Annotated in this window: 23 protein-coding genes; 13 read left to right on the top strand and 10 right to left on the bottom strand. The window is 65.0% G+C overall.

The features are described from left to right. Positions 1–37: 37 nt before the first annotated feature. A complete protein-coding gene (locus BLS52_RS12825; RefSeq protein WP_245702854.1) occupies positions 38–1,345 on the bottom strand; it encodes an ABC transporter substrate-binding protein in 1,308 nt (435 codons plus the stop codon). 153 nt (positions 1,346–1,498) lie between these two features. Between BLS52_RS12825 and BLS52_RS12820 the strand changes: the two genes are divergently transcribed. Then, positions 1,499–2,239, top strand: a complete 741-nt coding sequence (locus BLS52_RS12820; protein ID WP_026545572.1) for a FadR/GntR family transcriptional regulator — start codon at positions 1,499–1,501, stop codon at positions 2,237–2,239. Positions 2,240–2,263: 24 nt separating this feature from the next. On the opposite strand, the gene BLS52_RS12815 is transcribed toward BLS52_RS12820, so the two are convergent. Continuing rightward, positions 2,264–3,520 carry an MFS transporter gene (locus BLS52_RS12815; protein WP_090587226.1) on the bottom strand — a complete coding sequence of 419 codons (1,257 nt, stop codon included), beginning with the start codon at positions 3,518–3,520 and terminating at the stop codon, positions 2,264–2,266. A gap of 89 nt (positions 3,521–3,609) precedes the next feature. Between BLS52_RS12815 and BLS52_RS12810 the strand changes: the two genes are divergently transcribed. Genes BLS52_RS12810 through BLS52_RS12800 form a run of 3 tightly spaced genes read left to right on the top strand, consistent with a single transcriptional unit; the run spans position 3,610 to position 4,932 of the window. Beyond that, entirely contained in the window at positions 3,610–4,065 is a 456-nt protein-coding gene (locus BLS52_RS12810; RefSeq protein WP_090587224.1) for a hypothetical protein, read from the top strand. Between the two features lie 17 nt (positions 4,066–4,082). Then, complete coding sequence (locus BLS52_RS12805) at positions 4,083–4,343, top strand: DUF3072 domain-containing protein (RefSeq protein ID WP_090587222.1); 261 nt, start codon at positions 4,083–4,085, stop codon at positions 4,341–4,343. Between the two features lie 34 nt (positions 4,344–4,377). Continuing rightward, positions 4,378–4,932 (top strand): hypothetical protein, encoded by a 555-nt coding sequence (locus tag BLS52_RS12800; protein WP_090587221.1) that lies wholly within the window; start codon positions 4,378–4,380, stop codon positions 4,930–4,932. Here the strand turns inward: BLS52_RS12800 and BLS52_RS12795 are convergent. From BLS52_RS12795 to BLS52_RS12785, 3 genes are all read right to left on the bottom strand, one after another. Then, positions 4,929–5,924, bottom strand: coding sequence for a threonine ammonia-lyase (locus BLS52_RS12795; RefSeq protein ID WP_090587219.1), 996 nt, complete (start codon positions 5,922–5,924; stop codon positions 4,929–4,931). The two genes, BLS52_RS12800 and BLS52_RS12795, sit on opposite strands and share 4 nt — an antisense overlap. Before the next feature lie 67 nt (positions 5,925–5,991). Continuing rightward, entirely contained in the window at positions 5,992–6,954 is a 963-nt protein-coding gene (locus tag BLS52_RS12790; RefSeq protein WP_090587217.1) for an AEC family transporter, read from the bottom strand. A 48-nt stretch (positions 6,955–7,002) separates the two neighbouring features. Then, positions 7,003–7,464 carry a DoxX family protein gene (locus BLS52_RS12785; RefSeq protein ID WP_090587216.1) on the bottom strand — a complete coding sequence of 154 codons (462 nt, stop codon included), beginning with the start codon at positions 7,462–7,464 and terminating at the stop codon, positions 7,003–7,005. 60 nt (positions 7,465–7,524) lie between these two features. Here BLS52_RS12785 and BLS52_RS12780 point away from each other — a divergent pair, with 60 nt between their 5' ends. After that, positions 7,525–8,811 carry a hypothetical protein gene (locus BLS52_RS12780; RefSeq protein ID WP_245702853.1) on the top strand — a complete coding sequence of 429 codons (1,287 nt, stop codon included), beginning with the start codon at positions 7,525–7,527 and terminating at the stop codon, positions 8,809–8,811. Between the two features lie 114 nt (positions 8,812–8,925). On the opposite strand, the gene BLS52_RS12775 is transcribed toward BLS52_RS12780, so the two are convergent. Further along, positions 8,926–10,446 (bottom strand): GntP family permease, encoded by a 1,521-nt coding sequence (locus BLS52_RS12775; RefSeq protein ID WP_090587213.1) that lies wholly within the window; start codon positions 10,444–10,446, stop codon positions 8,926–8,928. A gap of 200 nt (positions 10,447–10,646) precedes the next feature. On the opposite strand from BLS52_RS12775, the gene BLS52_RS12770 reads away from it, so the two are divergent. Both BLS52_RS12770 and BLS52_RS12765 read left to right on the top strand, forming a co-directional pair. After that, entirely contained in the window at positions 10,647–11,369 is a 723-nt protein-coding gene (locus tag BLS52_RS12770) for a FadR/GntR family transcriptional regulator (protein ID WP_090587211.1), read from the top strand. After that, complete coding sequence (locus BLS52_RS12765) at positions 11,366–12,142, top strand: SDR family NAD(P)-dependent oxidoreductase (RefSeq protein WP_090587210.1); 777 nt, start codon at positions 11,366–11,368, stop codon at positions 12,140–12,142. The genes BLS52_RS12770 and BLS52_RS12765 overlap by 4 nt, the downstream gene beginning before the upstream one ends. Before the next feature lie 180 nt (positions 12,143–12,322). On the opposite strand, the gene BLS52_RS12760 is transcribed toward BLS52_RS12765, so the two are convergent. Next, positions 12,323–13,789 (bottom strand): HNH endonuclease signature motif containing protein, encoded by a 1,467-nt coding sequence (locus tag BLS52_RS12760; protein ID WP_090587208.1) that lies wholly within the window; start codon positions 13,787–13,789, stop codon positions 12,323–12,325. A gap of 206 nt (positions 13,790–13,995) precedes the next feature. Then, the gene (locus BLS52_RS12755; RefSeq protein WP_090587207.1) at positions 13,996–14,475 is read right to left on the bottom strand and encodes a MarR family winged helix-turn-helix transcriptional regulator; all 480 of its coding nucleotides are present in this window, start codon (positions 14,473–14,475) and stop codon (positions 13,996–13,998) included. A gap of 90 nt (positions 14,476–14,565) precedes the next feature. Here BLS52_RS12755 and BLS52_RS12750 point away from each other — a divergent pair, with 90 nt between their 5' ends. The 6 genes from BLS52_RS12750 (at position 14,566) to BLS52_RS12725 (ending at position 20,671) form a co-directional block, all read left to right on the top strand. Next, positions 14,566–15,141, top strand: a complete 576-nt coding sequence (locus tag BLS52_RS12750; RefSeq protein WP_090587205.1) for an NADPH-dependent F420 reductase — start codon at positions 14,566–14,568, stop codon at positions 15,139–15,141. A 79-nt stretch (positions 15,142–15,220) separates the two neighbouring features. Then, complete coding sequence (locus tag BLS52_RS12745; protein WP_090587203.1) at positions 15,221–15,655, top strand: DoxX family protein; 435 nt, start codon at positions 15,221–15,223, stop codon at positions 15,653–15,655. Between the two features lie 159 nt (positions 15,656–15,814). Next, on the top strand, positions 15,815–16,573 hold the full coding sequence (locus tag BLS52_RS12740; protein ID WP_090587202.1) for a LamB/YcsF family protein: 759 nt from the start codon (positions 15,815–15,817) through the stop codon (positions 16,571–16,573). Further along, entirely contained in the window at positions 16,570–18,264 is a 1,695-nt protein-coding gene (locus BLS52_RS12735) for a 5-oxoprolinase subunit B/C family protein (protein ID WP_245702852.1), read from the top strand. Before BLS52_RS12740 ends, BLS52_RS12735 begins: the two co-directional genes overlap by 4 nt. Positions 18,265–18,266: 2 nt before the next feature. Continuing rightward, positions 18,267–20,006, top strand: coding sequence for an acetyl/propionyl/methylcrotonyl-CoA carboxylase subunit alpha (locus BLS52_RS12730; protein ID WP_090587200.1), 1,740 nt, complete (start codon positions 18,267–18,269; stop codon positions 20,004–20,006). Further along, positions 20,003–20,671, top strand: a complete 669-nt coding sequence (locus tag BLS52_RS12725; protein WP_090587199.1) for a GntR family transcriptional regulator — start codon at positions 20,003–20,005, stop codon at positions 20,669–20,671. The genes BLS52_RS12730 and BLS52_RS12725 overlap by 4 nt, the downstream gene beginning before the upstream one ends. Before the next feature lie 144 nt (positions 20,672–20,815). Here the strand turns inward: BLS52_RS12725 and BLS52_RS12720 are convergent, their stop codons facing one another. Together BLS52_RS12720 and BLS52_RS12715 are read right to left on the bottom strand one after the other, a co-directional pair. Continuing rightward, entirely contained in the window at positions 20,816–21,610 is a 795-nt protein-coding gene (locus tag BLS52_RS12720; protein WP_090587281.1) for a putative hydro-lyase, read from the bottom strand. After that, positions 21,607–22,827 (bottom strand): NRAMP family divalent metal transporter, encoded by a 1,221-nt coding sequence (locus BLS52_RS12715; protein ID WP_090587197.1) that lies wholly within the window; start codon positions 22,825–22,827, stop codon positions 21,607–21,609. The genes BLS52_RS12720 and BLS52_RS12715 overlap by 4 nt, the downstream gene beginning before the upstream one ends. Positions 22,828–23,025 lie beyond the last annotated feature (198 nt).

Genomic DNA, 23,025 nt, shown 5'->3' with positions numbered 1-23,025 from the left:
TTCACGGGCACGACGGCGGCTGCTTCAGCGGATCGGTTTACTTGCGTTCGCCGTCGAGGAACTTCTGGAAGGCCTCGTTGGCCTTTTCAGCTGCGTCCTCAACGTCACCGCCGGTGATTCCGACGACGATGGGCTCGCCCACTACTTCACGGGCTTCTCCGACGTTGATGACCAGCGGGCGGTCGTGGCCGACACCGTTTTCGGCACTGACTTCGATGGCCGCTGCGAGGTCCTCGGGGTAGGTTGCCGTACCTTCAGGATTGGCCCAGACCGACTGGCGGGGTCCCGGAACGCCTTCCTGCTGGATCTTGAGAACCATTTCCTGGCTGGTGGCCCACTCAACGAACTTCCAGGCGTTGTCCTGGTTCTTCGATGCCTCGTTGATGCCGAGGCCCCATGACGGAACGTTGTAGGGCTTGGAGCCGGCCGGTCCGGCGGGCATCGGTGCGAAGCCCACGTTCTCCGCCACCTGGGAGTTCGCCGGGTCCGTAGCGTTCTGGTAGAGGCTGTCAGCTTCGGTGTAGAACGCGGCGCCACCCTGGGTGAAGATGGCCATGGCCTCGGGCCAGCTCATGTCAGTGCTGACATTCTCCGGTCCATACTGGTTGATCATGCGTCCGTAGTAGGCGTAGGCCTCTTTTGCTTCGGGGCTGGCGACGGCGGAATTGCCCTCGTCATCGATGAAGTCACCACCGAAGCCGTACAGGAAGCTGGAGAACTGGGTGACGGCCGGGGACTTGCCGGTGCGGGCCACGAAACCTGCCACGTCAGGGTTCTCTTCGTTGATCTTCTTGGCGGCGGCTTCGAGTTCCTCGAGGGTTTCAGGAACTTCCAACCCTGCCTGCTCCAGGAGATCGGTGCGGTAGTAGAGGACCTCACGCTCAGTGATGGTGGGAATTCCGACGACCTTGTCCTCATAGGTGGTGGAATCCACGGGACCCTGCTGGAAATCGCTCCAGTCCCATTCACTGTTGGCTTCAACGCGCTCGGTCAGGTCAGCCAGGTAGCCGTTCTGTGCGAACAGCTTTCCTTCCTGGAGCGGGCGGTACATCATGACGTCGATCTCGTCCGTGCCGGCATTGAGCTGCACGTTGTACTGGGCTGACAGCTGGTCTTCACCAAGCTGGGTCACCTCAACCGTGAGACCCGTTTCCTCTTCGAATTCCGGGATGGCGGCGATGATCTGCTCGGTCCAGACGTGGTTGGCGAGGGTGACCCGCAGGGTGTCCGAACCTGCTTCCTCCCCACCTTCACCGCCGCTGCCGCCGCATGCGGCCAGTGACCCGCCGGCGAACATTGCGATTGCTGCCGTGATGCCGGCTTTCCGCAGGATTGTGCGTTGCACTGTGTCTCCAATTCTCTCTTCATTGAGGGCCGACCGCTGGATGCGGGGCTGGAGTAGATGTATTACATCTGCTATATCGAGTGAGTGTAGTCACAAAGATCATACTTATGCAACGCACAGTCGCGATTGGGATGCTGTTGGTACGCTTCCTCCATGTCAGCCGCCGATTCCCAACCCTCCGACGTCGCCTTTTCCGGCCTTCACGCATCGGTGGTGGACCAGATGGGGCTCGCCATCGGCGCGGGTGAGTGGCAGAGCGGCAGCATCATGCGCATCGAGGAGCTTGAGGAACGTTATGGGGTTTCACGATCAGTAATTCGCGAGGTGCTCCGCGTTCTTGCATCAATGGGGATGGTGCAGTCCCGCCGAAGGGTGGGTGTGCAGGTCCTTCCCGCAACCGAATGGAACCTTTACGATCCGCAGGTCATCCGTTGGCGCCTCGCTTCGCCGGGGCGGGTGGCACAGTTGCGCTCGCTCACTGAGCTGCGCACCGCCGTCGAGCCCCAGGCCGCTCGCCTTGCCGCCATGCGTGCTCCGCTGGCCGACGCCAGCGAGCTGATGGGGCTGGCTGGAAAACTGTGGGCCGCCGGGCGGGATGGCGACACGGAACTTTTCCTGAAACTCGACATCCAGTTCCACCATTTGGTGCTGTCTAGCTCCGGGAACGAGATGTTCGGCAAGCTGAACTCACTGGTTGCAGAGGTTCTGACCGGCCGCACGCATTACGGCATGATGCCCGATCATCCGCATGAGGAAGCGCTGCAGATGCATGTGGATGTGGCGAGCGCGATTCAGCGCGGTAACGCCGTGGACGCGCACGCCGCAATGCTCGCCATCATGGAGCGGGCGATGACGGAGATGAGCACACTCTGGGATGAAACGGCGCACAAGTAGGACCTGCGCTGCTCTCTTGATCCTCTACACGGAGAGCGGACGGGCGGTGCGCATCGTCGTCGCGCCCGCCACGATGAGCAGCACAAGCAACCCGGCCGCCCAGGCCAGGCCCGAGTAGCCCACCATGGCCAGCACCACGCCCGAGGCTGCGCCACCGAACGCGCCGGCAAGGTTCATGGAGAGGTCAGTGCGGCCCTGAATCCGGGCACGTGCTGCGCCGGTGACGAGGTCAGCCACCAGGGCCGAACCTGACACCGTTGACGCGCTCCAGCCCAGGCCGAGGAAAATCAGGCCGATCGTGACCAGCACGGGGCTGTCCGCCCCGAATGCGACGAAGGTCAGTGAGACGATGAACAGCGCCTGGCCGATCAGGATGGTGCCAACCCGTCCAACCCGGTCACTCAACCAGCCGAACACCGGCGACAGCGCATACATGCCCGCGATATGCAGGCTGATGGTGAGGCCGACGATGGTCAGCGTCACGCCGTGGTTCACCAGGTGCACGGGAGTCATGGACATCACCGACACCATGACCGCGTGACTGACCGCAACGGACCCGATCGCGAAGATGAGCGCTCCCCTGCCCCGCACCATTCCGGGCGCGTCATCCCTGGGGTCCGACGGTAGGGTGCGGCTCAGGAGGTACGGATCAGGCCGCAGTGCCACGAGATACACTGCCGCAGCCGCGACCTGTGCGGCAGCGGCAATCAGGAAGGGCCCGGTCAGGTCAGGCATGCCGAGCGTATCGGCCACCACTTCGCCTGGGCCGATCAGGTTGGGGCCGAGGACCGCTCCGACGGTGGTGAACCAGACCACCAGCGAAAGGTCGCGGCCCCGACGCTGGGAGCTTGCAATGTCCGTTGCTGCAAAGCGGGACTGCAGGTTGACGGCGACGCCCACGCCGAGCAGCGCGAACCCCAGGAGCAAGAGCGGGAAGGATTCGAGCGCTGCCGCCCCCACCACGGTGAGCGATCCCGACGCCGCGATAAGTGCACCCGTGGTCAGCGCAGTGCGGCGTCCAAGCCGCTGGGCCAGCCGCGCCAGCGGAATGGCGCTGGCCGCGGCACCAAGCGTACTGAGCGTGGCGGCAGTGCCGGAGAGCGCTTCGGAACCGGAGATCACGGCGGCCATCACAGCGCCGATCGAAAGGACTGATCCCATACCGATCCCACCGAGGATTTGGGCTGCGATGAGGACCCGGACGGTGTGGCGCTGGATGGCTGGGAGGTCAGGCGCCGTCGTCGTACTGCTGCCGGCCGGTGTCCAGCTGTTGGTGGGCATGAATTCAGGGTAGGCGGGTGCGGAGTATCGGCATAGGGCGGAGCCGAAAATCACCCCAACCGTCGCTCGTGCTGTATATGGTAAGCAGTATGACTATCTCAGGATCGGACGGGCCGGACAGCAACCATCAACGGCCCGCATCGGCTTCGGACAAGACGGTGGAGGCGCTCGGGAAGCTCTCGGAAGCGCTCGAAGTGGTGGAGCACGCCCGCGGCCTTCTGTATGGATTCCATCGGTTGACCGGCAAGGGGGATCTTGCCCTCGGTGAGGCCGTGGATCTGCTGCGCGAAGCCGGGCATGACAGCCTCGCCGATGAGCTGGAGCAGAACATAGTGGGCCGGAATGTCATTGAGGGGCGGTGGACGTTCCAGATTGTCGAGGACTATGACGACCACTACTACTCGGAGTTCAAAGCCCTGGAAAAGCGTGCGCGCGATGAACTCGTCGAGGGCAAGCGGCACCTGTTCGAAGCCGAGATGAAGGAAGACCGCCGGACGCACGGCCGCGCCCACCATGAAGCGCTGCCGCCGGAAGCACAGCCGTAATTTCCAATCGAAGGAGCATGGACATGTCTGACAAGACACTGGGAAGCCCGACGCCGGAACCACAGGGCGGTTTCGCCCGTGACCCTGAAGATTGGGTCACCGGTGATGAACCCATGACCGAGGCCCAGCGCAGCTATCTGGATACGCTGGCGCGGGAAGCCGGTGAGGAGATTCCTGCCGATATCACCAAGGCCGAAGCATCCGAGCACATTGACCGGTTGCAGAAGTCCAGTGGACGGGTGTCCGGCGGCTCGGATGAGTTGCAGACCGGCGGGTAACTCAAACGTCGGTGGGGCGTGACAGTATTCGGGAATGGCAACCGACTCCAAAATTGCGTCCATCGAGCGGGCCACCAACCGCTCGTGGGACCAGTGGCTCAGGTTTCTGGACTCGGTTGGAGGCCGGGACCTGAGCCACAAGGACATTGCGCTGAAGGTTCATGAGGAACTTGACGGCACCATGGACTCGGCCGGCTGGTGGGCGCAGTCCATAGCGGTCGCCTACGAGCACCACATCGGGCGGCGGGTTCCCGGGCAGCGTTCCGACGGCACGTTCCAGCTGAGCGTGAGCAGGTCGACGGCGCTCGGTCTGAAGGAGCTCATGGCGCGGTGGTCGGAGTTCGCTGCCGGGAACGCGACTGTACAGTTGCTGCTCGCTGAACCTCCGAAGACCGGTGGATCCGACCGGCGTCTGACGTGGCGATCGCGTGCCCGGGACGGCTCATCGGTCCTTGTCACCAGCGAGCCCAAGAAGAACGGGACCGCGTCGATCGTGGCAAGCCAGATGGGCCTGCCCTCCCCGGAAGCGAACGACGCCGCGCGCGAGCAGTGGGTGAAACTGCTCACCGCTTTCCTCGAACGGCTCTAGAACTGCCGCTGCAGCACTTTCGCGAGCAGGGCCGGGTCCACTGATCCGCCGGAGACGACGGCGGCTACCGTGTCGCCGTCGTGATGGCCGGGAATGAGTCCGTGCATCCAGGCAGCCGTGGCAACGGCGCCGGACGGTTCCACCACCAGCCTGCCTTCGAGGGTGAGGTGGCGCATGGCGGAGAGGATCTGCTCCTCGGTGACCGTGATGATGTCGTCGACGTAGCGCTTCACATGCTCCCACGGGTGCACCCCGAGGGCGGGGGTGCGCAGGCCGTCGGCCACCGTGCGGTAGGTCAGTTCCTGCTCCCAGGTGATGCGGCGGCCTTCGCGGAAGCTCTGGGCGGCGTCCGCGGCGAGTTCCGGTTCCACTCCGATCACGCGGGTTTCAGGCTTCATCCCCTTGACCGCGGTAGCGATTCCGGAGATGAGGCCACCGCCGGAAATCGGCACCAGGACGGTGTCCACCTCGGGCAGTTGCTGCACTATTTCGAGTCCCACGGTCCCCTGCCCGGCGATGATCCGCGGGTCGTCGTAGGGCGGAACATGGACGTAGCCGTGTTCGGCAACGAGTTCGTGGGCGCGGATGTCGCGTAGGGCTGAGGGAACAATCTCCACTTCTGCTCCGAGTGCACGTACGGCGGCGATCTTCGGCAGCGGTGCGGCGTCGGGCATGACAATGACGGCGCGGAGGTTCAGCCGGTGTGCCAGCCAGGCAACTGCACGGGCGTGGTTGCCTGAGGACTGGGCGACGATGCCGTGTTCACGGGCCTGATCCAGCACCTGGGCAATGGTGTTGTAGGCGCCGCGGAGCTTGAAGGCGCTGGTGGGCTGGAGGGATTCAGCTTTGCAGTGCAGGATCTCGTCCGGGCGCTCGGGGTGCGGAAGCTGGATGAGCGGTGTCCGCAGGACCAGGTCGCTGATGCGTTCGGCGGCGTCTTCGATGTCGCTGAGGGTGACGAGGGTATCTGCGGCGGCTTCGCGGGTTTCCATGGATCGATCCTAGCGAGCAATATGGGCTCCGCGCTTAGGTGAGGGCTGTGCCTGCGTGGGTCACTGTTTACATGAGCACCGTGAGGGCGACCAGAATCCACGTCGGCAGTACTACACCCGAGAGGACGGTCTGTGCGGCGGTGATCTGGGCCATGAGGGAGGCGTCGCCGCCGAGGCGTCGGGCAAAGACGTAGGAACTTGTAGCGGTGGGCAGTGACTGGAAGACCACGCACACCACGGCGGCCGGGCCAGTGAATCCCAGCAGGAGGCACAGGCCAAGCGTCGCGGCCGGAACCGGGATGAACCGGAGCACCAGTGCTGCTGCGACCGGGCGTAGCGACTCCCTGGTGACGAGCCGTCCGCGCAATCCGGCGCCGACGCAGAAGAGACCGATAGGCAGTGCCGCTCCCCCGAGCAGCCCGAGAACCGCGATCAGGAGTTGCAGGACTGCGGCCGGTGCCGGCGTATCGAGAAAGCTTTGTACTCCCGGTACGGAGCCGATGAGGTTTGCGGCAAGTCCGACGGCGCACGCCAGGATCAGCGGATTGAGGAACACGGCGAGCACCACGGCGGAACCGCGCAGTTTGTGGTGTCCGTAGTGGGCGAGCGCGATGGTGGAGGCAAGGTTGCCGAACGGGATCAGGACGGCGTTGGCGAGTGCGGCGATGGCGATGCCGTCGGATCCGAAGAGGGCTGCCGCCGTCGTTACTCCGATGTAGGTGTTGAAGCGGACGGTGCCCTGGAAGACGGAGGTGAATGCCGGGCCGTTCTGGCCTGCGGCGGGGCGGCGGGTGGCGTAGGCGAGCAGTGCTGCAAAGGATGCTGAGGCGGCCAGCACCAGGACCATCGGTCCAGGCTCGATGGAGGCGAAGTCGGCGTCGGCGAGTCCGGTGACGAGCAGGCAGGGCAGGAGCACAAAGTAGACCAGCTTTTCGAGTCCGGACCAGAACTCCGGGCTGGGAATGAACCGGTGCCGGAAAATCGAACCCATTCCGATCAGAATGACCGCACCGACAAGCGCAATGACCACGTCTATGTCGATGGCGCCACGTCCGATCGTGGTCGTGGCGGGATGCCGTTAGCGGCGCAGGTGCTCACCTGAGGAGCGTAGCAATCGGCGGTGGTGCCATGCGCCGGTGGACCACAGTGCCCACAGGACCAGGATCGGTTGGAAGAAGAGCCGGATAAGCCGGGCGCGGTCGGTGTCGAGTCCGAAGGCGTCGACTCCTTCGAGGTACTGGGCGATGTTGCCGGGAAAGACGGCGACAAAGAAGGCTGCCGTTATCCATCCCACCAGGACCCGCTGTCGCATTTGGCGGAGGAGTATCAATGCAGCGCCCAGAACCAGTTCGACGACGCCGGACACCACTACGACGACGTCGGTGTTGAGCGGTAGCCAGGCCGGCACCTGAGCGGCGAATTCGGAGCGGGCGAAGGTCAGGTGGGCGGTGCCGGCTGCCAGCAGGAAGAGGCCCAGAAGGATGCGGGCGGCTGTTCTCGCGATGGATGTTCGAGGTGTTGAGGTTGGGGTGGCCGCCATTTGTCATAGCCTAATCGCCTCGGGTCTCGTTCAATCCGAGTTTCCGCGGGCTCGGTTACGATGAGCTCAGCGCTCTCTGCGCGGCTGGTGCGGGGTTGGGGTTCCTTCACCATCCCCTGCACCCATCAAGGCCAGACGTTGCTGCACTTTCCTTCCACCAATTCGGCGGCGCACAAACCTGCGCAAAAGGATGTCGCCAGGCTCTCATCGCTGCTCAACGACGACGTCTGGGCGTTCACCAACTGCCGGGTTGAGGCGCCAGGCCGCGCGGTCGCTGAAATCGATTGGTTCTTCTATAACACCGTCACCGGCGTCCTCATGGTGAGCGAGTGGAAGCGGTTCCCGCAGGCCGTAGCACTTGCCGCAGATACCGGGCAGCCATGGCTACTGGGCAACGGAACCGGCGTCCCGAACCCCATAGAACAGGTCTCCGGCCAGCTCGACGTTGTTCGTGCGGTGATCCGTCGGTCAGTCCTGAAGCCGCACTTTTCCGGTTTCAACGAGCCGGAGTTGAGACTGGCACAGTGTGTCTATTGTCCCCAAATCGATTCCGCAACGGTTATGGAACGCTTTCGATTTGGAAGAGTCTACGGAACCCTGGAGAACCTTGCTTCAGTGGTGCAGACCCTGACGAGCCCTTCTCCCCTGCTATTGCACGACGACGGAGACCGCCTCCCGCTCGCGCGAACCCTCTGCGCCCTCTTCCGGTGCAGTATCTCCTCCGAGGTGGAAGCCAAGCTCCACACAGCTCAGGCAGAGACTCCGCCAACTCGTGCCAGCGTTGTGAAGCGAATCAGTGAGATCCATCGCGAGATCGCCAAACTGCACCGCGAGCTTAGCCATCTCACGCTTCTTGCCGAGCAGTCAGTCGAGCCCGAGTTCGGGATCGATGGGCAAGTGAATGAAAAGTCGGCGCGACCGAAACCCATGGGGGTGCAATCGGTTGCTCACATACCGGCACCTCCCGCTCGTGCTGCACCTGCACCAGTAAGCTCGGCTGCCGTCCTGACACCAGCCGGAGCAAGCGAGCGCTTGAAAAACCTGGAGCGCATGAAGGCGCATCTGACCCGAGAATTCACGAACGTGAATGGCAGCGCCGATGCGGCGAAGGCTGCGTTGGGTAAAGCGTGGGTTGCAGTACTTCGTGATCCTGCGCTGCATGGGAAGAACGGCATCAGTCTTGCTGTCTTCGGCTCGGCAGCGACACCTCTCGTGAAGGCAAAGCACGAGTCTGTCCGTAAGCTCGTCGGCATGCAGTTGGCCAAGTGGTGCCTTCTTCACGCCAACCAGTCGGGATTGAAAGCAGTCGCCGTCCCGGGCAATCCTTCGAACATCCGGCTGCGATAAACCTTGCAGGCTCGAAGCAGCGTCATAACCAACGTGTGCGCTGCCTAAACAGAACCGCTCCCGGGAGACATCTCCCGGGAGCGGTTCTGTATAGCGGATCAGCTCACCCGCGTGTTAACCGAGGATTGCGTTCGCGATGAACAGGAGCGGGATGGAACCTGCCCAGACCGCCGTCGTAATACCAGACCAGCCCTTCAGTGCCGCAGTTCCGTCCAGTCCGGCGAAGCGCGTGACAACCCAGAAGTAGGAGTCATTGAAGTAGCTGAAGACCATAGAGCCGGCGGTGCAGGCAAGCGCTGCCACAATCGGATCGATACCCAGCGAGGTGACCAGCGGCGCCGTGACTGACGCTGCCGTAATCATTGCAACCGTGCCGGAACCCTGGGCAATACGAACGAGCGTTGCAATCAGGAACGGAACCAGGAACGCAGGCAGCGGCGTCGCAGCAATCGCTTCGGCGAGGGCGTCGCCCACACCGGAGCTGCGGAGGACCTGACCAAGCGCGCCGCCGGCACCGGTGATGAGCAGGATGAGACCTGCGGACGCGGCAGCTTCCGCGAACCAGCCCTGCACCTTGGAGCGCGGGGTCCAGCGCGGCAGCAGAACGTAGACCGCAAGCAGGACGCCGATGACCAGCGCAACCACCGGGTTACCGATGAATGCCAGCGGTACTGCCCAGGTGGAGGGCTCGTACTCGCCGGTGCCGATGACGCCCTGGTTATTCTGGTCGATCGCGGCACTCACTGTGTTGAGGATGATGAGCAGCAGCGGACCAAGCAGCGGAAGGGAAGCAACAAACGCTCCAACCCGGTGCGGCTTGGCACCGGCCGGAGGCGCGCCGAGGTCGGTGTTATCGATATCCACGGAGGAGCCGTGCATGCTCTCGGAATCTCCAAGGGTGGGCGCGCCGTCGCCGTGAGTACCGGCGTCGTCGTGATCCGCAACTGCCGTGGCAGTGCGTCCGCCCGACCGGGCTACTGCCGTGCCATAGACCATCTCGCGGACGCTCTGCGACATGTCGGGTTCAATCTTGGGCCCAATCCACCGGGCGTAGATGACCACGATGGGAAGCAGGATGACCGTAAAGACAAGGCCCGCCAGAATCAGGGCACCGAGGTCAGCACCAAGGATGCCGGCGACAGCAAGCGGTCCGGGGGTGGGCGGCACCAGGTGGTGCGTCAGGGTCATGCCGCAGCCAAGCGCCAGTGCGAGGGTGATGTAGCCCGCGCGCTTCACCCGTGCAATGGAACGTGCAAGCGGGTTCATGATGACGTATCCGGAGTCGCAGAAGACCGGGATGGAAACCAGGGCGCCAACGCTTCCGAGCGCCCAGGGCTCACGTCCCTTGCCGAAAAGCTTCAGGAATGCCAGTGCCAGGGAGTTTGCGGCCCCGGAGACTTCCAGAATCTTTCCGATGCCGACTCCGAGCCCGATGACAATGCCGATTGAAGCCAGCGTGTTGCCGAAGCCGGTGGTGATGGCCGAAACAATCTCGAGCGGAGCCTGTCCCGCAACGATGCCCGTTACCAGGGCGGCAATGAGCAGTGCCACGAACGCGTCGAGACGCGTCCTCAGCACCAGGATGATGATGGTCGCGATTCCAAGAACCAGCGCCAAAAGTAGTTGTAGATCCACGTAGTGTGCTCCTCGTCAGCTAAGCAAGCCTCGTTGCCGTCTTAGATCAGCACGATGCCCGCTGTGCGTTGACGAGCAGTGTGCTGAATGACACACTAGCACTACACATATGACATCTGACAAGTAAAAGTTGAAGGAAAGTACAGTGCACATGCGAGAAGCAACGTTGCTTGCCCGCTGGCCTGTGAGGGGGTGCCCCGGTGGCACGTACATCACTGGCTGAGTCGGTCTTTGAGGAGATCCTCGATCGAATCATCAGGGGCACCTATCCGCCGGGAGCGTCGCTGCCTTCGGAGGCTGAACTGGCTGCCGAGTCCGACGTCAGCCGGCTGACTGTCCGGGAAGCACTCAAAAAGCTGCAGGCGCAGAACATTGTCCAGGTGAAGCGTGGGCTCGGAACCTATGTGAAACCGACAGCCCAGTGGACGGACCTGCAGGCGATCATCCGGTCTGCCTCGGCAGCCACCACCTCCCCCGATGTTTCGCTCCGCCTGCTGGAGATCCGCCGCATGGTGGAGATCGGCGCGGCTGAGCTGGCCGCCCTGAACGCCACGGAAGATGACCTGCAGTTCATGGAGTCCACCAACGAGGCGTTGCGGCGCGCTCACGAGGCGGGCGACCTTGATGCAGTCACCACCGCTGACCTTGCTTTCCACGAAGCCGTCTTCCGCGCTTCGGCGAATCCCTTTATTCCGGTGATACTCGGCCCGCTCGAGCAGCTGCTGTACACGATGAGGCGCGAGACGTCGTCGTTCCTTGAAGTGCAGAAGCATGCCATGGAGCACCACGCGCTGGTGCTCGACGCGATCCGCACCCGCGATCCGGAGGTTGCCCGGAAAGCCATGCAGGCACACATCAACCAGACCTATGACGACTACGAACACTTCATCCATCAGAACGATCAACATCAGGAGCAAACGTGACAGAAACAGCAGCATTCCCCTCTGACCGCACGGCAGTACTCACCGGAGCAGCGTCGGCTCGCGGGATCGGGCGGGCCACCGCAGACCGGCTCGCCCGCGAGGGTTGGAACATTGCCATCCTCGATATCGACGGCGCTGCAGCAGAAGAGGCTGCAGCCGACATTGCGCAGCGGAACGGAGTCAAGGCCATCGGAGTCGGCGCGGATGTCTCCGACGAAGCGTCTGTCGATGCCGCGATCAGCCGCATTGAGGCTGAGCTGCCGCCGATCGTGGCGCTGGCCAACCTCGCGGGCATCAGCTCCCCCACGGAATTCATGAAGGAGACCAAGGAAGCCTGGGAACGTGTATTCGCGGTGAACATGACCGGCACCTTCCTCGTCACGCAGCGCGTACTTCACGGGATGATTGACCGGAAGCTGGGGCGTGTAGTGAGCATCTCGTCCATTTCGGCGCAGCGCGGCGGTGGAACTTACTCCAAGGTTGCGTACAGCGCGTCGAAGGCCGGGATCATCGGATTCACCCGGGCGCTCGCGCGGGAAATGGGCGAACACGGCATCACCGTGAACTGCATTGCTCCCGGCCCGGTGGATACCGACATCATGGGCGGAACCCTCACCGAGGAGCGGAAGCGCGATATGTCGAAGGACATCCTGGTTGGCCGGGTGGGCACCGTGGACGAGATGGCAGCGCTCATCAGCTTCCTCGTCGGGCCGGACGCCGGATTCATTACCGCCGCCACATACGACATCAACGGCGGCCTGCAGGTTTCCTGACTCCCGCGGTGGCCGGCTCCAGCTGCGAGCCGGCCACTTGTGTGAGCCGGCCACTTGTGCGAGCCGGCCACTTGTGCGAGCCGGCCACTTGTGCGAGCCGGCCACTTGTGCGAGCCGGCCACTTGTGTGAGCCGGCCACTTGTGTGAGCGCAGGGGCCCGCACATTTCAAGCCCCGCCTCTCAAAACGGCGGCGGCGCCTGTGCTCTGGCACCGTACGGTTCCGGACGCGTGATGTAGGTCCGCCCAGCGAATGAGGTGGACACAATTGTCCCCTCGACCGGTTGTCGGTGTTTCCAGAAGCTCAATGTCTTGAACATGTGGTGACGCTTGCAGAATGCTCCGAGGTTACCTGCACAGGTTTCCCCTCCCTGCGACCACGGTGTCGTGTGGTCGATCTCGCACCGCACCGCCACACGGTTGCAGCCTGGATGCCGGCACGTCCTGTCCCGCACCCTGACCCAGTCCTGCAAATCTTTGGGCGGGGTGTACCTCGTCCTGCCCACCGACAGGACCGCTCCCGTTTCCGGATGGGTCAGAAGGCGGGTGAACGACGGCGCGTGCCCGGCCAGCCGCCTCGCTGTTTCCGCATCGATGGGGCCGTAGCCGTCCAGTTCAGCGGGTTCATCTCCGCCAAGCAAAGTCAGTACCGGCACCGTCACAAAGACGCGGGCGGCGATTCCCCGATAGCCGCTGGACTGTCCGGGTCCTGCTGACTGTCCGGATCCGCCTGGCTGTCCGGCCGACGAAGCGAAGCCTGACGACTGGGCACCGGACGGCCCCGACGATGACCCAAAGGCAGACGACGCCGACGGTGAAGGCGCTGCGACCGCACCGGCCGCTTCGACCGTCGGGTCCGACGCACAGGTATGGGTCAGCAGATCGGAAAACACATCCGCGCGTAATTGGCTCAGCGTCCGCTGTTCATCCGGGCACTGCAGAGCCCTGGCTGTCAGATCGATGCGGTGCTCAATCCCGTAGGCCTCCTCCGCCGGCAGGTAGGCACTCAACCAGGCCATGCCGTCACGGTCGGGCTCCACCAGAACGGAACGGTCACGAACCTTCTTTTCCCGCCGCTTCTCCAACGACTCGGGATGCAGTTGCTCACGAAGACGCCGCGCCCGGTGGCTCAACTTCGCAACCGTTGTTTCCCGGGCGATCTCGAGCAGCTGGTCCTCAAATTCTGGGATTTCATCCTCGGGAACACCACAGCACTCCTGCGAAACAGCCACAGCATGCCGCCGCGAAATCTTCCCCAGCTGAAGCGCTTCCACGGTGGAGGGGAAGAAACTCACCAGCAGCTTCGACTGGTCGATGAGCTTTCCTGCCGAACCATCCGGAATCCGTAGCACCGAACCGATTTCAGCCGCCGCAAGGCTCTCCCCATATTCCTGTGCAACAAGGCCGCCGTACCCATCCGCGGCAAGGGCACCCACTGTGAGTTCAGCGATGCGGGTCAGCAGTTTCGCCTCCTGTGCGTCAACCCATGCCCGCAGGGACGCGAGTTCCCCCAGACATTCCAGCGACGCCTCAAGATCCCGGTGGGTCACGGGATGGTGAGCCAGTTGCCCCACCAACGGGCCCATGACTGAGTCAGACGCCCACAGGGCCGTCTCCTCAGAGACCCAGGTTGAGTGCTTCCCCGCCATGAACCCATAACATCATCTGCCTACGACATTTTCGCTGGCGTCGAGAGTGGCGCTTGAAAGCGAGGCAGTACACGGGGCGCATCCAAAAACAAGAGCACCGAATCGGCGCGCCGAGACGAAGCCCAGCGTCGCCAACCCGGGCCGCGCGCCCAAGCGCCAAAACAAGACCCCCGATGCGAGCCCGGCAGCAAGGAAAGACTCGAGTCCTACTTCCCCAACGAGGCGAACATCTTGCCCTCGGGGTCGAGTGTCTTCAGGAGTTGCGTCGTAATGTCGGACAGCTGCGACACCTGCTCGGCTGTGAGCTGGTCGAACACCATCCCCCGCACAAACTCGACGTGACCCGGCGCCGCACCGACGAGCTTTGTCCAGCCTGTCTCGGTGAGCGTCACGTTCTTTGCCCTCCGGTCCTCGCTGCACTCGCTCCGCTCCACCAGGGCCTTCTTCTCCAGGCCCGTCAGCACCCGGGAAATCCGGGGAAGCGTTGCATTGGTCTGGGAGGCAAGCGCCGTGATCCGAAGGGTACGCCCCGGCACCTCGGACAACGAGGCCAGCACAAAGTACTCAAAGTGCGTGAGGTCCTCGTCGCGCGTCAACTGCCCGTCGAGCGCCGCGGGCAGCAGCTCGAGCACAGCCGCCATCCGCTTCCATACATCCTGTTCTTCCCTGCTGAGCCATCGCGTCATAGCTTCATTCTACGTAACGCTTGCAACTACAACTAATCGGTGCTAGGTTTTTAGTTGTATCCGCAAGCAATTCCCACAAAGGAGCTCCACATGACTTCGTTCACCATCTTCGGCAATGGCAACATGGGCAGCGCCATTGCAAGCGTTGTTGCAGCCGGCGGCTCGTCCGTCGAGCACATCGACTCTTCCAGCACCGGCGCCACCGTCAACGGCGACGTCGTCGTTCTGGCTGTCCCCTACCCCGCCCTCAAAGACATCACCGCACAGTACGGTGAGCAGCTTGCCGGCAAAATCGTCGTCGACATCACCAACCCGCTGAACTTCGAAACCTTCGATTCCCTCGTGGTCCCGTCCGACAGCTCCGCCGCCGCCGAACTGGCGTCCGCACTGCCGTCGTCGAAGGTTCTCAAGGCCTTCAACACCAACTTCGCCGCAACCCTCGGCTCCAAGACCGTCGGCCAGAACCAGACCACCGTGCTCATCGCCGGTGACGACGCCGACGCCAAGAACACCCTCGCCGACGCTGTCAAAGCAGGCGGCGTGGACGCGGTCGACGCCGGATCACTGGCCCGCGCACGCGAGCTCGAAGCCATCGGCTTCCTGCAGCTGACCCTCGCCGCCGGCGAGAATATCCAGTGGACCAGCGGCTTCGCCCTCGTCCGCTAAGCATTCACAGGACACACACGTACGACGGCGGTGCCCGCCAACCAGAGGCACCGCCACCCAGACCCCGAAACGGATCCTTATGAACAACGCCACCCTGACCACCACCGCCCGTACCGTTCTCCGCGTCGTCGTCGGCTTCCTTTTCGCCGCACACGGCTGGCAGAAGTACAACGAATGGACCATCGCCGGCACCACCGCCGCGTTCGGCGACATGGGAATCCCCATGGCCGACATCGCAGCACCCTTTATTGCAACGCTGGAGCTGGTCGGCGGTATCGCGCTGATCCTCGGCCTGCTGACCCGCCCGGTGGCAGTCCTGCTGACACTCGACATGCTGGGCGCCCTGGTACTGGTGCACCTCTCGGCCGGCATCTTTGTCTCCAACAACGGCTACGAGCTTGTACTGCTGCTTGGTGCTGCTGCACTGGCCCTCGCGCTGGTCGGACCAGGCCGCGCGTCCGCCGACTACGCACTGTTCGGCCGCCGCGACTCACGGGTGAACGTGCTCTCGTAACGCAGGGAGTAACAGAAAGGGAGGGAGCCTCGATGAGGCTCCCTCCCTTTTTTGTGCGTGCGGCGGCGCTCCTTTTGCAACCCGATCACCAAACATTGTTGAACAATCCTGCGTCATGAGGCATGCTGAGTGAACCACTTAACGAGACGAGGATCACTTATGGCTTACATCGACCTCAACAGCGACGTCGGCGAGTCCTTCGGCAACTGGACCATGGGCGACGACGCCGCCATCTTCCGCTCCGTCTCCAGCGCCAACGTGGCGTGCGGCTTCCACGCCGGCGACCCCTCAACCATCGCCCAGACCTGCCGCGACGCCGTCGCCGCCGGTGTCACCATCGGCGCCCACGTGGGCTACCGCGACCTCGTCGGCTTCGGACGCCGTTTTCTCGACTGCTCCCCCACAGAACTGGCCGACGACGTCCTCTACCAGATCGGCGCACTCGACGCGATCGCCCGGGCAGCCGGCGGAACCATCCGCTACGTGAAACCGCACGGCGCCCTCTACAACACCATCGTCACCCACGAGGTCCAGGCCCAGGCCGTGGTCGACGCCGTCAAAGCCTTCGGCAGCGACCTCCCGATGCTGCTGCTGCCGGGCTCGGTGGCACTCAGCAAAGCCGAAGCCGCTGGCCTCCGCGGAGTTTCCGAAGCCTTTGCCGACCGCGCCTACAACCCCGACGGCACCCTCGTCTCCCGCCGCGAACCGGACGCCGTTCTCCACGACGAGGACACCGTCGCCGCCAACATGGTCCGACTCGCCACTGAAGGCACTCTCATCGCCCGCGACGGCTCCACCATCAGGACCTCAGCCGAAAGTATCTGCCTTCACGGCGACACCGACGGCGCCGTGGCGATGTCCGCCGCCGTCCGCCGCGAACTCGAGGCTGCCGGCGTCAGGATCCGGAGTTTCGTGTGAGTCCTGGGATCCCGCAGGCACAGATCCGCTGGGCCGGACCACGCGCACTGCTCATCGACCTCGAATCGCTCGATTCCGTACTCGCCGTCCACGCCCGCCTGGTGCAGCATCCGCTGAAGGGCCAGGTGGACGTCCTCGCCGCAGCACAGACCGTGCTGGCCGTTTTCGATTCCCCCACCAGCGCCCGCACCGCACGGACATCGATCGCCGCACTCGATCCCACCCCGTCGGAGGACACCCGATTGACGGGCGATCCTGTCCGGATCGAGGTGGTGTACGACGGCGATGACCTCACCGACGTCGGCACCCTCACCGGCCTCGGCGCGGACGGCGTCATCGAAGCCCATACCGGCCAGTTGTGGACCGCTGCGTTCGGTGGCTTTGCCCCCGGCTTCGCCTATCTCGTCGGCGAAAACGAGTCACTCAACGTCCCGCGCCGCGACACCCCACGCACCGCCGTACCCGCCGGATCGGTGGCACTGGCCGGCAACTTCTCGGCGGTCTACCCGCGCCGCTCCCCCGGCGGCTGGCAGCTCATCGGCCGCACCGCCGCCCGCATGTGGGACCTCGACCGCGACCAGCCCGCCCTCCTCCGCCCCGGCACCACCGTGCAGTACGTCGCGGTTCGGGAGGTCATCGAGGTTGCTGACACTGTAAAAGAGGCAGACACTTCAGCAGAGAACGACGACGGCGCCGGCCCCGCCGCCGCTACCTCACCGTCGCTTGAGGTACTGTCGCCCGGCCCGCAGAGCCTTATCCAGGACCTGGGCCGGCCCGGACTCAGCGACCTCGGCGTCTCTGTCTCCGGTGCCGCGGATGCCGCCAGCACCCGGCAGGCCAACCGTCTGGTGGGCAATGAGCCGGGGGACGCCGTCGTCGAAAGCGTCCTCGGCGGCCTCTCGGTGAAGGCGCACGGTGAGCTTACGCTGGCCCTCACGGGCGCGCCCACACCCACCGAAATCCGCAGCGACACCGGCAACCGGCCCGCACCAATGTGCGCCCCGTTCGCCCTGCATGACGGCGAAAGCCTGCACCTCGACCTACCCGACGCCGGTCTGCGCACTTACCTCGCGGTCCGCGGCGGAATCGCCGTCCCGCCCGTCCTCGGCAGCCGCGCGACCGACCTGATGTCCGGCATCGGCCCCGCACCCCTCACGCAGGGGACGGTGCTCCCGGTGGGCGCCGTCGACCAGCAGCTCCCCCACGTTGAGTTGGCAGGACACGCCGCGAATGCCGACGCATTGGCGGCGTGTCCTGCCAACTCACTGCGGGTGGTGGGGACCCCCGAGCCTTCGACACTGCCCGGAGAGCTTCTGGAGCCCAACGCGAACACACCCGTGCAGCTGCGCATCACCGCCGGTCCCCGCCAGGACTGGTTCACGCCCGAATCACAGGCTGCATTCACCGCACAGGACTGGTCCGTCACCGCCGAGTCCAACCGGATCGGGGTACGCCTGGCAGTAACAGACGGACAGCCCCTCGAAAGGGCACGGACCGACGAACTCCCCAGCGAAGGCGTGGTGGCGGGTTCACTGCAGGTGCCGCCGTCGGGCCTTCCCGTCCTGTTCCTGGCCGATCATCCGGTGACGGGCGGGTACCCGGTGATCGGCGTCGTCGTACCGGAGGATCTGCCCATCGCCGCCCAGCTGCCGCCGGGCACCACCATACGTTTTGTCGAAATGGAGCCCTGACCATGAAGAAGATCCTGATCGCGAACCGCGGCGAAATTGCCGTGCGGATTGCCCGCGCCTGCGCGGATGCGGAACTGGCGTCCGTGGCGGTGTACTCGGACCCCGATGCCGACGCGCTGCACGTCCGCCTCAGCGACGAGGCGTACGCACTGGGCGGTTCCGCGAGCGCGGACACATACCTGAACATCCCCAAACTGCTCGACGTCGCAGCACGGGCCGGTGCCGACGCCGTGCATCCCGGCTACGGTTTCCTCTCCGAAAACGCCGACTTCGCCGAGGCGGTGCAGGGCGCCGGTCTCACGTGGATTGGCCCGTCGCCGGACGCGATCCGCAGCCTGGGCAACAAGGTCACCGCCCGTGAGATCGCCGTCCGGGCGGGCGCCCCGCTGGTCCCGGGCACGGACGGACCGGTCGCCGACGCCGATGAAGTCCGCGCCTTCGCCGAGGAACACGGCGTCCCCGTGGCCATCAAGGCGGCGTTCGGCGGCGGCGGGCGCGGGTTGAAGATCGCGCACCGGCTTGAAGACATCGACGACGCCTTCGAATCCGCGGTCCGCGAGGCCACCATGGCGTTCGGGCGCGGCGAATGCTTCGTGGAACGGTTCCTCGACAAGCCCCGGCACGTCGAGGCGCAGGTGCTCGCGGATACCCACGGGAACGTTGTGGTGGTGGGTACCCGCGACTGCTCGCTGCAGCGCCGCAACCAGAAACTCGTGGAGGAGGCCCCCGCGCCGTTCCTGACCGACGAACAGCGCACCCGCATCCATGAATCGGCCCGCGCCATCTGCCGCGAGGCCGGCTACACCGGGGCCGGCACGGTCGAGTACCTGGTGGCGCCCGACGGCGTGATCTCCTTCCTCGAGGTCAACACGCGCCTGCAGGTTGAGCACCCCGTGACCGAGGAGACCTCAAGCGTGGACCTCGTGCGCGAACAGTTCCGCATCGCCGCCGGCCTGCCGGTCTCGATCACGGAAGATCCCGAGCCGCACGGCCACGCGATCGAGTTCCGGCTCAACGCCGAGGACGCAGGTCGCGGGTTCCTCCCCTCGCCGGGACCGGTGGACGTCTTCGAGGCGCCGACGGGTGCCGGCATCCGGGTCGACACCGGCGTCCGTTCCGGATCGAGCATCCCGGCCGAATACGACTCGCTGATGGCCAAGCTGATCGTCCACGGCGAGGACCGCGCCCAGGCACTGCGCCGTGCCCGCACCGCCCTCGACGAGCTGCGCATCGAGGGCGTCCCGACGGTGGTCCCGTTCCACCGCGCCGTGGTGCGCGACCCCGATTTCACGCAGCCCGACCGGCTCGGCGTCTACACCACGTGGATCGAGTCCGAGTTCGCCGGACGCCTCGAGGCCTCGCTGCGCAGCGGCCTCGCCGGCTCGGTGGCCCGCCGCGAGACGCTCACCGTCGAACTCGACGGCAAGGCCGTCCAGCTGGGACTGCCGGCGCAGGTGTTCAACGCTCTGATGACAGGCGGAAGCGGCGCCGCTCCGTCGTCGTCCACCCCGGAAACACAGCACGACGACGGCGCAGTCACCGCCCCGATGGGCGGCAACCTCGTGAAGTGGCTGGCCGACGACGGCGCCCCGGTAAGCGCCGGCCAGCCCCTCGCCGTGCTGGAGGCGATGAAGATGGAGACGGTGGTTTCTGCCTCCTCCGCCGGCACCTTCCGGTGCGGGGAGCAGCAGCCGGGTGCCGCCGTCGTCCGCGGTGAAGTTCTGGGTACCGTTGCTTCATGAGCACTGAAGTGGAGCAGCAGGCTGAGCACGCGCATACGACGGCGTGGATCGCCTCGGTGCTGCGGGCGCGGATCGCGGCGGGGCAGCTGACGCCCGGGTCCAAGCTGTCGGAGCAGTCGCTGTCCGCGTCGCTGGGGGTGTCCCGGAATACGCTGCGGCAGGCGTTCACCACGCTGGCGGGCGAGTCGATCGTGACGCGGATCCCGAACCGGGGTGTTTTTGTCGCAGCCCCGGGCGTGGAAGAGGTGCGGGAGATCTACCGGGTGCGCCGGACCATCGAACCCGCGGCCGTGCTGTGGGGGCGGCCGTCCACCGAGGAGCTCGACGCAATGGAGGACATCATCCGGCGGGCCCGCGCCGCACGGGACGCCGGCTCCGTGCCCGACATGGCCAACGCCAACCAGGCGTTCCACGAGGCCGTGGTGGCGCTGACGGGGAGTGGGTCGCTGCGGGAGCTGATGGACCGGGTGCTCGCGGAGATGCGGCTGGTGTTCCATGCCATGGCGTCCGCCCCGGACTTCCACACCTATTACGTTGACCGCAACGCGCAGCTGGTGAAGCGGCTGCGCGCGGGTGAGAACGAGTTGGCGGCGGCGGAGCTGCGCGAGTACCTCGACGCCGCCGAAGCCGAGCTGTTGGCGCACCTTGAGGGCGACGCCCGCTGAAACCCCTGGGCCGTCGATCGCCGGCCGCCTGGAACCTCGGGGATTTCGCCCCTACGCCCCACCTCCGGAACTTTTGCGCACGTCTGGTGACCCCGACGGCGTCGGAGTCACCAGACGTGCGCAAAAGTTCCCGGAAAGGGGCGCTCAGGGCACCAGGTAGTCGCTGTCCCGCGCGTCGGTGATCAGCATGTGCCCGGGCGCGTGGCCGATCGCCAGCGGCGGACGAGAACGCATCACCGCCGCCTGCGGGGTCACGCCGCAGGCCCAGAACACCGGCAGATGACCCTCCGGAATCCGGACGGCCTCCCCGAAATCCGGTGCACCGAGGTCGCTGATGCCCAGCTCGTCCGGGTTGCCGATGTGCACCGGTGCGCCGTGGACCGCCGGGTAGCGGGAGGTGATGCGGACGGCGTCGGCCACCTGGGCCGCCGGAACCGGACGCATGGACACCACCAGCGGGCCGGACATGGCCCCGGCCGGCGCGCACTCGCGGTTGGTCCGGAACATGGGCACGTTCACGCCCTGGTCGATGTGCGCAATCCGGACGCCCCCGTCCTGCAGTGCTGCCTCGAAGGTGAAGGAACAGCCGATCAGGAAGGTGACCAGGTCATCGCGCCAGTGGCCGGTGATGTCCGTCGGTTCGTCGACCTTTTCGCCGTCGCGGTACACCGTGTATTTCGGGACGTCGGTGCGGATGTCCCCGCCGGCGAGCAGCGGGCCGGTGGTCTCCCCCGGCTCGAGCACACTCAGGATAGGACACGACTTGGGGTTGCGCTGGGCGAAAAGGAGGAGGTCGAACGCCTGCTCGCGCGGGATTGCCAGCACGTTGGCCTGCGCATACCCACGGGACCAGCCCGACGTCGGCTCCACCAGTCCGTCGCGGAAGGCCGCCCGTGCCTCGGCCGGGGTCGCAGCGCCGCGATCGGCGATGCGGCTCATGCCGACCACAGCTGCGCCAGTCCCAGAACCGAGTTCCAGCCCAGGAACAGGGTCAGCAGCCAGGTCACCACACCGACAATGAGCAGCCACTTCGGGTAGTCGTAGCCGTTCATCAGGTCGCGGCGCCGCCAGGCCACCCAGAGGAGTACGCCGAAGCCGACGGGGAGGATAAGGCCGTTGAACGCACCGGCGAAGATCAGCAGCTGCTGCGGCGCCTGGCCGAGGAAGAGGTACATGGTTGCGCAGAAGGCGATGAAGACGACGGTGATGAGGTTCCGCTTACGCTCTGCGGTCTTGGAGGACGTGATGAAGGAGACCGAGGTGAACGAGGCGCCGATCACCGAGGTGATGGCTGCGGCCCAGAGGACGATGCCGAACATCCGCATCCCGATCTCGCCGGCAGCGGCTCCGAACGCCTCAGCTGCCATGTTGTCGCTGCTCAGCACCGTGCCGCCTGCGACCACTCCGAGGATCGCCAGGAAGAGCAGGACCCGCATGACGCCGGTGACAATGATGCCGATCACCGAACTGCGGGTGATCTGCCGGACGTGTTCAACGCCGGTGGCGCCGGAGTCCAGCATGCGGTGCGCGCCGGCATAGGTGATGTACCCGCCCACCGTGCCGCCCACCAGGGTGGTGATGATGAGGAAGTCGACCTGCTCCGGAAGGAAGGTGTTCTTGAGTGCTTCACCGAGCGGCGGAGCGGCGACGATGGCCACGTAGATCATCAGCAGGATCATCACGGCGCCGAGCATCACGACGATCCGGTCCAACGCCATGCCGGCCCGCTTGCTCAGGAAGATCAGGATGGCCACGAACGCGGACACCGCGCCGCCGATCTTCGGATCGACGCCGAGCATTGCGTTGGCGCCGAGGCCGGTACCGGCGATGTTGCCGATATTGAAGACCACACCGCCGAGGAACACCAGGCCGGCCAGGAAGTAGCCGACGCCGGGAATCACCCGGTTGCCAAGCTCCTGGGCGCGCAGCCCGGAGACGCCGATAACGCGCCAGACGTTCATCTGGACGGCGATGTCGATGAGGATGGAGGCGAGGATCGCGAAGGCGAACGCCGCACCAAGCTGGGCCGTGAAGACCGTGGTCTGGGTGATGAAGCCGGGCCCGATGGCGCTGGTGGCCATCAGGAACATTGCGCCCAGCAGGGCTGTCCGCCGTGCCGAGGAGGTCATTTCGAGTTTGGTGCTGCCGTCTGCCATGGGTCCGTCCGTAACGTCGGGGTGACTGGAGTCACAATTATCGTCCCCAGTGACGATACAGGTTGTTGAACAATGTTGGCAAGGAATTGTTCAACAACTTTTCAGACAAGCAGAACGACGACGGCGGCGCGGGCTGATTCCCTATTGGCGCCAGAGTTCTCTAGTCACACCCGCGAGCGGCCGAACAGTCGGCTAAGC

The sequence above is a fragment of the Arthrobacter subterraneus genome, assembly GCF_900099735.1.
Taxonomy (GTDB): Bacteria; Actinomycetota; Actinomycetes; order Actinomycetales; family Micrococcaceae; genus Arthrobacter_D; species Arthrobacter_D subterraneus.
Note: the sequence above shows the minus strand (reverse complement) of the source record. Positions and strands in the feature narration are given on the sequence as shown.

What these genes read in the sequence shown, in the direction of transcription:
- BLS52_RS12820 (WP_026545572.1), top strand. Translation starts at nt 1,499, where the DNA reads ATGTCAGCCGCCGATTCCCAACCCTCCGACGTCGCCTTTTCCGGCCTT.
- BLS52_RS12815 (WP_090587226.1), bottom strand. Translation starts at nt 3,520, where the DNA reads ATGCCCACCAACAGCTGGACACCGGCCGGCAGCAGTACGACGACGGCG.
- BLS52_RS12810 (WP_090587224.1), top strand. Translation starts at nt 3,610, where the DNA reads ATGACTATCTCAGGATCGGACGGGCCGGACAGCAACCATCAACGGCCC.
- BLS52_RS12805 (WP_090587222.1), top strand. Translation starts at nt 4,083, where the DNA reads ATGGACATGTCTGACAAGACACTGGGAAGCCCGACGCCGGAACCACAG.
- BLS52_RS12800 (WP_090587221.1), top strand. Translation starts at nt 4,378, where the DNA reads ATGGCAACCGACTCCAAAATTGCGTCCATCGAGCGGGCCACCAACCGC.
- BLS52_RS12795 (WP_090587219.1), bottom strand. Translation starts at nt 5,924, where the DNA reads ATGGAAACCCGCGAAGCCGCCGCAGATACCCTCGTCACCCTCAGCGAC.
- BLS52_RS12785 (WP_090587216.1), bottom strand. Translation starts at nt 7,464, where the DNA reads ATGGCGGCCACCCCAACCTCAACACCTCGAACATCCATCGCGAGAACA.
- BLS52_RS12780 (WP_245702853.1), top strand. Translation starts at nt 7,525, where the DNA reads ATGAGCTCAGCGCTCTCTGCGCGGCTGGTGCGGGGTTGGGGTTCCTTC.
- BLS52_RS12760 (WP_090587208.1), bottom strand. Translation starts at nt 13,789, where the DNA reads ATGGCGGGGAAGCACTCAACCTGGGTCTCTGAGGAGACGGCCCTGTGG.
- BLS52_RS12755 (WP_090587207.1), bottom strand. Translation starts at nt 14,475, where the DNA reads ATGACGCGATGGCTCAGCAGGGAAGAACAGGATGTATGGAAGCGGATG.
- BLS52_RS12750 (WP_090587205.1), top strand. Translation starts at nt 14,566, where the DNA reads ATGACTTCGTTCACCATCTTCGGCAATGGCAACATGGGCAGCGCCATT.
- BLS52_RS12745 (WP_090587203.1), top strand. Translation starts at nt 15,221, where the DNA reads ATGAACAACGCCACCCTGACCACCACCGCCCGTACCGTTCTCCGCGTC.
- BLS52_RS12740 (WP_090587202.1), top strand. Translation starts at nt 15,815, where the DNA reads ATGGCTTACATCGACCTCAACAGCGACGTCGGCGAGTCCTTCGGCAAC.
- BLS52_RS12730 (WP_090587200.1), top strand. Translation starts at nt 18,267, where the DNA reads ATGAAGAAGATCCTGATCGCGAACCGCGGCGAAATTGCCGTGCGGATT.
- BLS52_RS12725 (WP_090587199.1), top strand. Translation starts at nt 20,003, where the DNA reads ATGAGCACTGAAGTGGAGCAGCAGGCTGAGCACGCGCATACGACGGCG.
- BLS52_RS12720 (WP_090587281.1), bottom strand. Translation starts at nt 21,610, where the DNA reads ATGAGCCGCATCGCCGATCGCGGCGCTGCGACCCCGGCCGAGGCACGG.
- BLS52_RS12715 (WP_090587197.1), bottom strand. Translation starts at nt 22,827, where the DNA reads ATGGCAGACGGCAGCACCAAACTCGAAATGACCTCCTCGGCACGGCGG.